This window comes from Nocardioides sp. P5_C9_2 (assembly GCF_054049555.1).
On the sequence record NZ_JBFUMD010000167.1, the window covers coordinates 1 to 7,280 of the forward strand.

8 protein-coding genes and 1 pseudogene are annotated in these 7,280 nt (G+C 71.5%); 6 read left to right on the forward strand and 3 right to left on the reverse strand.

Annotated elements, in window-relative coordinates; translation table 11 throughout:
• Nucleotides 1–255 (reverse strand): helix-turn-helix domain-containing protein (locus ACXJKL_RS10190; protein WP_457206945.1); only part of this gene is annotated, 255 nt, incomplete at its 3' end.
• Between the two features lie 95 nt (nucleotides 256–350).
• Here ACXJKL_RS10190 and leuC point away from each other — a divergent pair.
• The 3 genes from leuC to ACXJKL_RS10205 all read left to right on the forward strand — a co-directional run bounded on the left by leuC (nucleotide 351) and on the right by ACXJKL_RS10205 (nucleotide 3,267).
• Nucleotides 351–1,775 carry a 3-isopropylmalate dehydratase large subunit gene (gene leuC, locus ACXJKL_RS10195; protein WP_457206946.1) on the forward strand — a complete coding sequence of 475 codons (1,425 nt, stop codon included), beginning with the start codon at nucleotides 351–353 and terminating at the stop codon, nucleotides 1,773–1,775.
• 3 nt (nucleotides 1,776–1,778) lie between these two features.
• Complete coding sequence (gene leuD / locus ACXJKL_RS10200; protein ID WP_457206947.1) at nucleotides 1,779–2,384, forward strand: 3-isopropylmalate dehydratase small subunit; 606 nt, start codon at nucleotides 1,779–1,781, stop codon at nucleotides 2,382–2,384.
• Nucleotides 2,385–2,538: 154 nt separating this feature from the next.
• The gene (locus ACXJKL_RS10205) at nucleotides 2,539–3,267 is read left to right on the forward strand and encodes an HU family DNA-binding protein (protein ID WP_457206948.1); all 729 of its coding nucleotides are present in this window, start codon (nucleotides 2,539–2,541) and stop codon (nucleotides 3,265–3,267) included.
• A gap of 22 nt (nucleotides 3,268–3,289) precedes the next feature.
• Here ACXJKL_RS10205 and cofC read toward each other — a convergent pair whose 3' ends face one another.
• Nucleotides 3,290–3,946 carry a 2-phospho-L-lactate guanylyltransferase gene (gene cofC, locus ACXJKL_RS10210; protein ID WP_457206949.1) on the reverse strand — a complete coding sequence of 219 codons (657 nt, stop codon included), beginning with the start codon at nucleotides 3,944–3,946 and terminating at the stop codon, nucleotides 3,290–3,292.
• Nucleotides 3,947–4,005: 59 nt separating this feature from the next.
• Between cofC and ACXJKL_RS10215 the strand changes: the two genes are divergently transcribed.
• Together ACXJKL_RS10215 and ACXJKL_RS10220 are read left to right on the forward strand one after the other, a co-directional pair.
• Entirely contained in the window at nucleotides 4,006–4,764 is a 759-nt protein-coding gene (locus ACXJKL_RS10215; protein ID WP_457206950.1) for a lysophospholipid acyltransferase family protein, read from the forward strand.
• Nucleotides 4,761–5,762 carry an NAD(P)H-dependent glycerol-3-phosphate dehydrogenase gene (locus tag ACXJKL_RS10220; protein ID WP_457206951.1) on the forward strand — a complete coding sequence of 334 codons (1,002 nt, stop codon included), beginning with the start codon at nucleotides 4,761–4,763 and terminating at the stop codon, nucleotides 5,760–5,762. Before ACXJKL_RS10215 ends, ACXJKL_RS10220 begins: the two co-directional genes overlap by 4 nt.
• Nucleotides 5,763–5,766: 4 nt before the next feature.
• Here ACXJKL_RS10220 and ACXJKL_RS10225 read toward each other — a convergent pair whose 3' ends face one another.
• On the reverse strand, nucleotides 5,767–6,876 hold the full coding sequence (locus ACXJKL_RS10225; protein WP_457206952.1) for a trans-sulfuration enzyme family protein: 1,110 nt from the start codon (nucleotides 6,874–6,876) through the stop codon (nucleotides 5,767–5,769).
• Between the two features lie 32 nt (nucleotides 6,877–6,908).
• On the opposite strand from ACXJKL_RS10225, the pseudogene ACXJKL_RS10230 reads away from it, so the two are divergent.
• Nucleotides 6,909–7,280: pseudogene (locus tag ACXJKL_RS10230) on the forward strand (D-alanine--D-alanine ligase A); the annotation flags it as partial.

The window sequence follows — 7,280 nt, forward strand, 5'->3', positions numbered from 1 at the left end:
GCCGGCGGCCGCGAGCAGGCGGTCCTCGCCGGCGGCCGCGGACAGCTCGGCCAGCCGGGGCCCGAGGACGAAGCGGCCCTGCATGTCGCGCGCCACCAGCCGGTGGTGCTCGAGCGCGACGGCGAGCCGGTGGGCCGTGGGTCGGGCGAGCCCGGTGCCGGCGACGAGTCCGGCCAGGGTGGCGGGGCCCGACTCGAGGGCCGAGAGCACGAGGGCCGCCTTGTCGAGCACGCCGACGCCGCTAGAGTTGTCCATATGGCAATACTGCCGTCTCAGATCATGGGACGCAAGCGGTAGTGTCGGAGACCACCACCCGGGGACCCCCGGAGTCACGCGAAGGAGAGATCGTCATGGGCAAGACCCTGGCCGAGAAGGTGTGGGACGAGCACGTCGTCCGCAGTGCCGAGGGAGAGCCCGACCTCCTCTTCATCGACCTGCACCTCATCCACGAGGTGACCTCGCCGCAGGCCTTCGACGGGCTGCGCCTCGCCGGGCGTCGGGTCAGACGCCCCGACCTGACGCTGGCGACCGAGGACCACAACGTCCCCACGGTCGACTGGGACAAGCCGATCGCCGACYCGGTGAGCAAGACCCAGGTCGACACGCTGCGCAAGAACGCCGCCGAGTTCGGCGTACGGCTGCACCCGCTCGGTGACGTGGAGCAGGGCATCGTCCACGTCGTCGGCCCGCAGCTCGGGCTCACCCAGCCCGGGATGACGATCGTGTGCGGCGACTCGCACACCTCGAMCCACGGGGCCTTCGGGGCCATCGCCTTCGGCATCGGCACCTCCGAGGTCGAGCACGTGCTGGCGACCCAGACCCTGATGCAGGCCAGGCCGAGGACGATGGCCGTCACGGTCAACGGCTCGCTGCCCGAGGGCGTCACCGCCAAGGACCTGGTGCTCACCCTCATCGCCCACACCGGCACCGGCGGCGGTCAGGGCTACATCGTCGAGTACCGCGGGCCGGCGATCGAGGAGCTCTCCATGGAGGGCCGGATGACCGTCTGCAACATGTCCATCGAGTGGGGCGCCAAGGCGGGGATGATCGCCCCCGACCAGACCACCTTCGACTACATCGAGGGCAAGCCCGAGGCGCCGGCGGGGGCCGACTGGGACGCGGCCGTCGAGCACTGGCGCAGCCTGCGCACCGACGACGACGCGGAGTTCGACGCCGAGATCGTCCTCGACGCGTCCACCATGACTCCGTTCGTCACGTGGGGGACCAACCCCGGACAGGGCGTGCCGCTGGGCGCCACGGTCCCCGGCCCCGACGACTTCGAGGAGCCCAACGACAAGGTCGCCACCGAGAAGGCCCTGGAGTACATGGGCCTCGAGGCCGGCACCCCGATGAAGGACATCAAGGTCGACACGGTGTTCGTCGGCTCCTGCACCAACGGCCGCATCGAGGACCTGAGGCTCGCCGCCCGGATCCTCGAGGGCCACACCGTCGCCGACGGCACCCGGTTGCTCGTCGTGCCCGGCTCCGTGCGGGTGCGGCTGCAGGCACAGGAGGAGGGCCTCGACAAGGTCTTCCTCGCCGCAGGTGCGGAGTGGCGCGGCGCGGGATGCTCGATGTGCCTGGGCATGAACCCCGACCAGCTCGCCCCGCAGGAGCGCAGCGCGTCCACGTCCAACCGCAACTTCGAGGGCCGTCAGGGCAAGGGTGGGCGCACCCACCTCGTGTCCGTGCCGGTCGCGGCCGCCACCGCGATCCGCGGCACGCTCTCGTCGCCCGCCGATCTCGTCAGCGCACCGACCCTGCAGGAGGCCTGAGCCATGGAGCCCTTCACCACCCACACCGGCGTCGGCGTGCCGCTGCGGCGCAGCAACGTGGACACCGACCAGATCATCCCGGCGGTCTACCTCAAGCGGGTCACGCGCACCGGCTTCGAGGACGGTCTGTTCGCGGCATGGCGCAGCGACGAGTCCTTCGTCCTCAACAGGCCGGAGTACGCAGCCGGCACCGTGCTCGTCGCCGGACCCGACTTCGGCACCGGGTCCTCGCGCGAGCACGCCGTGTGGGCGCTGCAGAACTACGGGTTCAAGGCCGTGATCTCGCCCCGCTTCGCCGACATCTTCCGCGGCAACTCCGGCAAGTCCGGACTGCTCGCGGCACRGGTCGACGAGAAGGTCGTGCAGCGCCTGTGGGACCACCTCGAGGAGCACCCGGGCGCCACGGTGACCGTCGACCTCGAGTCGCGGACCGTGCGTGCCGGAGAGGGTCCGGACGCGATCGAGGACTCCTTCGACATCGACGACTACACCCGCTGGCGCCTGCTCGAGGGCCTCGACGACATCGGCATCACGCTCGGCAACGAGGCCGACATCACGGCGTACGAGGCCACGCGACCGAGCTGGAAGCCGGCCACGCAGCACGCCTGATCGACCACGCACCTTCCACGTCACGGGCCGGAACCCCCAAAAAACAAGGGGAAACCGGCCCGTGGTGATTGTGACGCACGCCACGGATGCCTAGCGTGCCAAGCAATGGGTCGGGCACGGGCTCGGCACCTTGAGTTCATTGGAAGGGAAGACAGTGAACAAGTCTCAGCTCATCGACGCGCTCGCCGCGCGTTACGAGGGGAACCGCAAGCAGGCTGCGCACGCGCTCGACTCCGTGCTCGACACCATCACGCGTGAGGTGGCCAAGGGGGAGAAGGTCGCGATCACCGGGTTCGGGTCCTTCGAGAAGACCGTCCGCAACGCTCGCTGGGTCCGCAACCCGCAGACCGGTGAGCGGATGAAGTCGAAGAAGAAGTCGGTGCCGAAGTTCTCACCCGGCCAGGACCTCAAGAACATCGTGTCGGGCGCGAAGAAGCTGCCGAAGCTGACCGCGGCCACCATGCCCAAGCCGCCGTCGGTCCGCACGGTCGCCGCCGTCGCGACCGGGACCGTCACCGCGGCCGCCAAGCGCGCGACCCCCGGCTCGCGGTCGACCGCGAGCAAGTCGACTCCCGCGAGGTCGACGGCCAAGAAGGCACCCGCCACCAAGGCTCCGGCCACGAAGTCCACGGCGAAGAAGGCCCCCGCGAAGAAGGCGACCACCAAGGCCACCACCACCAAGGCCACCTCCTCCGCGACCACGGCCAAGAAGGCCCCGGCCAAGAAGGCCGCCTCGACGACGGCCTCCAAGACCACGGCCTCGAAGACGACCGCTACCAAGACGACCGCTTCCAAGGCGGCGGCCTCGAAGTCGACGGCGGCCAAGAAGGCGCCGGCGAAGAAGACGACGACCGCGAAGAAGACGACCGCCAAGAAGTCCTAGTCGTTCCTCGTCTGGCGGCGGGTCACCCCCGGGGTGGCCCGCCGTCGGYGTCCCCGCCCGTCGACCCCTCCGACAGTGCGCCGTCGGTGTGCGGACCGACGCCGAGCGCCAGTGCGCCTCCCAGGTCGTCGAGGTCGTCGACGTCGAGGCGCAGCGTCCTGGCCGGTGCCACGACCTCACGGGCGCCGGCCCGGAGGTGTCGGTCGGCCGAGCCGGGACCGAAGTGAGGATCGAAGCGGTCCACCGGCGCGGCGTACGCCGTCGTGCCCGTCCCCGCGGCGTCGCGGACGAAGGTCGGCCCGGCGACCTCGCGCAGAGCGGAGGCGAGGTCGTCCGGCACCAGCGCGGGGAGGTCGGCGCACAGGGTCACCGGCATGACGCCGGGCCAGCGCCGGTCCACCTCGGCCGCGGCCTGGCGCAGGATCGCGTTGAGATCCTCGCTGGCTCCGTCCGGGATGACCTCGCAGCCGTCGTCGGCCAGCTCGCGCGCGAAGCGGTGGTCGTCGGTGACGGCGAGGACCGCGACGACCCCCGGCGTACGACGAGCGGCGGCCGCCGTGTCGAGGGCGAAGGCGGCGGCGAGGTCACGGCGCTGGGCGGCCGGGAGGCCACGCAGGCGGGACTTCCCCAGGGCCGGCGGCTTGACCGGCAGGATCACGACGAACGAGGCGGCAGACATCGCAGTGATCCTGTCACGGGGCGAGTAGCCTGCGGGTCCACGAACAGAGAGGCGGCGCGGTGTCGGTCAGGAAGCTCCAGTCCCGGCGGGGTTGGGCGGTCGCGTTCGCGGTGTCGGTCATCAAGCCGACGCTGCTGGGTGCGACGTCCCGCACGTGGATCGACGGCACCCGGATCCCGGCCGAGGGCGGCTGCATCGTGGTGGCCAACCACATCTCGCACGTCGACCCCCTGCTCACGGCGCACTTCGTCTACGACCACGGCCGCATCCCGCGATACCTCGCCAAGTCGACGCTGTTCCGCACCCGCTTCGTCGGCACCGTGCTGACCTCGGCCGAGCAGATCCCGGTCGAGCGCCTGACCCGCAACGCCATCGGTGCGTACGACGCCGCGGTGCGCGCCGTCCACGACGGCGAGTGCGTCGTCGTCTACCCGGAGGGCACGCTGACGCGCGACCCCGACCTGTGGCCGATGAAGGGCAAGTCGGGTGCGGCCCGCATCGCCCTGGCCACGGGCGTGCCGGTGATCCCGGTGGGGCACTGGGGCGCCCAGGAGGTGCTGCCGCCGTACTCGAAGCACCCGCACCTGTTCCCGCGCAAGCACGTGGTGATGAAGGCCGGGGCCCCGGTGCCGATCGACGACCTCCGTGCCCTGCCGCAGACGCCCGAGGTCGTCAACGAGACGACCGAGCGGATCATGACCGCCATCACCGACATCGTCGCGGAGCTGCGCGGTGAGCGGCCCCCGGCCGAGAGGTTCGACCCGCGTGCGCGCGGCGTCCGCCCCATCGGCGACCCCAACAAGAAGGATCGTGGATGACCAAGGTCGCAGTGTTCAGCGCCGGCTCGTGGGGGACCGCCTTCTCCGTCGTGCTCGGGGACGCCGGCAACGATGTCGTGCTGTGGGCCCGTCGGGACGAGGTCGCCGACGCCATCAACACCCGGCGCGAGAACACCGGGTACCTCCCCGGCATCGAGCTCCCCGCGAGCGTGCGCGCCACCACCTCCGCCGCTGATGCGGCCGACGACGCGGACGTCGTCGTGCTCACGGTGCCGTCGCAGACCTTGCGTGCCAACCTCACCGAGTGGGCGCCGCTCATCCCCGAGAAGGCGGTGCTCGTCTCGCTGATGAAGGGCGTCGAGCTCGGCACGCTGGACCGGATGAGCGAGGTCATCGCGGAGGTGACCGGCGCCGGTCCCGAGCGGATCGCGGTCGTCAGCGGACCCAACCTGGCCAAGGAGATCGCCCGCCGCGAACCCGCCGCCTCGGTGGTCGCCTGCGCCGACGAGGACGTCGCCCGGCGCCTCCAGCGGCTGTTCCACACGGCGGCGTTCCGGCCCTACACCTCTACCGACGTGCTGGGCTGCGAGATCGGCGGTGCCTACAAGAACGTCGTGGGGCTCGCGGTCGGCATGGCCGTGGGACTGGGCTTCGGCGACAACACCACCGCGTCGGTCATCACCCGCGGGCTCGCCGAGACCGCGCGGCTCGCGACGGCGCAGGGCGCCAACCCGCTGACCCTGATGGGCCTGGCCGGACTCGGCGACCTCGTCGCGACGTGCTCGTCCCCGCTGTCGCGCAACCGCACCTTCGGCGAGAACCTCGGCAAGGGCATGACGACCGCGGAGATCTACGCCTCCACCAGCCAGGTCGCCGAGGGCGCCAAGTCCTGCAAGTCGTTGCTCGCCCTGGCCCGCGCGACCGGGGTCGACGCCCCCATCGCCGAGCACGTGGACGCCGTCGTGGACGGCCGGATCACCGCGCTGGAGATGATGAATGCCTTCATCGCCCGCGACACCAAGGCCGAGACCGACTGACCCGTCAGCCGACGCAGCCGTCCAGCGCGACGCGCAGGTCGTTCCAGAGGTCCTCGACGTCCTCCACCCCCACCGAGAGCCGCACCAGGCCCTCGGGCACCGTCGACGACTCGGTCTTCCAGCGGCGCCGGCGCTCGAAGGTCGACTCGACCCCGCCGAGTGAGGTGGCGTGCACCCACAGCTTCGTCTTGTGGGTGAGGAGATCGGCGGCCATCGCACCCTGGGCCAGGACGATGGACGTGATCGCCCCGAAGCCGGGGTAGCGGACCTCGCCGACCGCCGGGTGCTCGCCGAGGCGACGGACGAGCTCCTGGGCGTTGGCCTGCGCGCGCTCGACGCGCAGGTGCAGGGTGCGCAGGCCGCGCAGCACCAGCCAGGCCTCGAGGGTGCCGGGCACGGCTCCGAGGAGGTCACGACGACCCTTGAGCACGGCGAAGAGCTCGTCGTCGCGGGTGCAGATCGCCCCGAGCAGCACGTCGCTGTGGCCGGCGAGGAACTTCGTCGCCGAGTGCACGACGATGTCGACGTCGTCGGCGAGCGGGGTCTGGAGCAGGGGAGTGGCGAAGGTGTTGTCGACGACGACGTAGGCGCCGGCGTCGTGCGCCGCGGCCCGGATGGTCGGGATGTCGGCGAGCTCGAGACCCGGGTTGGTGGGCGACTCCAGCCAGACCAGGGCGGCGTCCTCGCAGGCGGCGACGACGGCCGCGGTGTCGGTGATGTCGACCAGCTCGGCGCGGATGCGCCCACGGGACTCGAGGTCGGCCAGCTGCATGATCGTGCCGTTGTAGGCGCCGCGCGGGGCGACCACCGTGGCGCCGTTGCCGACCAGGTCCAGCACCGTCGAGACGGCGGCCAGGCCGGAGGAGAAGGTGAGGCAGCGGCCGCCCTCCAGTGCGCCGATCGCCTCCTCGAGCGCCGTCCACGTCGGGTTGCCGTAGCGGCCGTACTCGAGGTTGCCGCCCGCGAYGTAGGTGCTCGCCATGGTGATCGGGGTGTTGAGCGGGGCGTCCGGCTCGTGGGCCGGACGCCCTGCCGTCACCGCGATGGTGGCAGGGCTGAGGGCACGTTCGGGCGTACTGCCGGGAGTGCTGGGCACGGGCGGGTCGACTGCCATGCGAGCCAGACTAGGCCGCTAGGGTCACGACAATGAACGAGCCCCGCAAGCCCCGCGTCGCCGTCGTCTTCGGCGGCCGGTCCAGCGAGCACGGCATCTCCTGCGTCACGGCCGGCAGCGTGCTGGCGGCGATCGACCGGGACCGGTACGACGTGGTGCCGGTCGGCATCGCCACCGACGGCCGCTGGGTGCTGGAGGCGGACGACCCCGCCCGCCTGTCCATCGACGGCAACGACCTCCCCGAGGTCGACGGCAGCCGCGCCATGGTCGCGATGCTGGGCGCCGAGGGCGAGACCGACCTGGTCATCACCCGGGCCGCGCAGGTGCCCGAGGTGATCGGCGAGGTCGACGTGGTCTTTCCGCTGCTCCACGGTCCGTGGGGCGAGGACGGCACACTCCAGGGG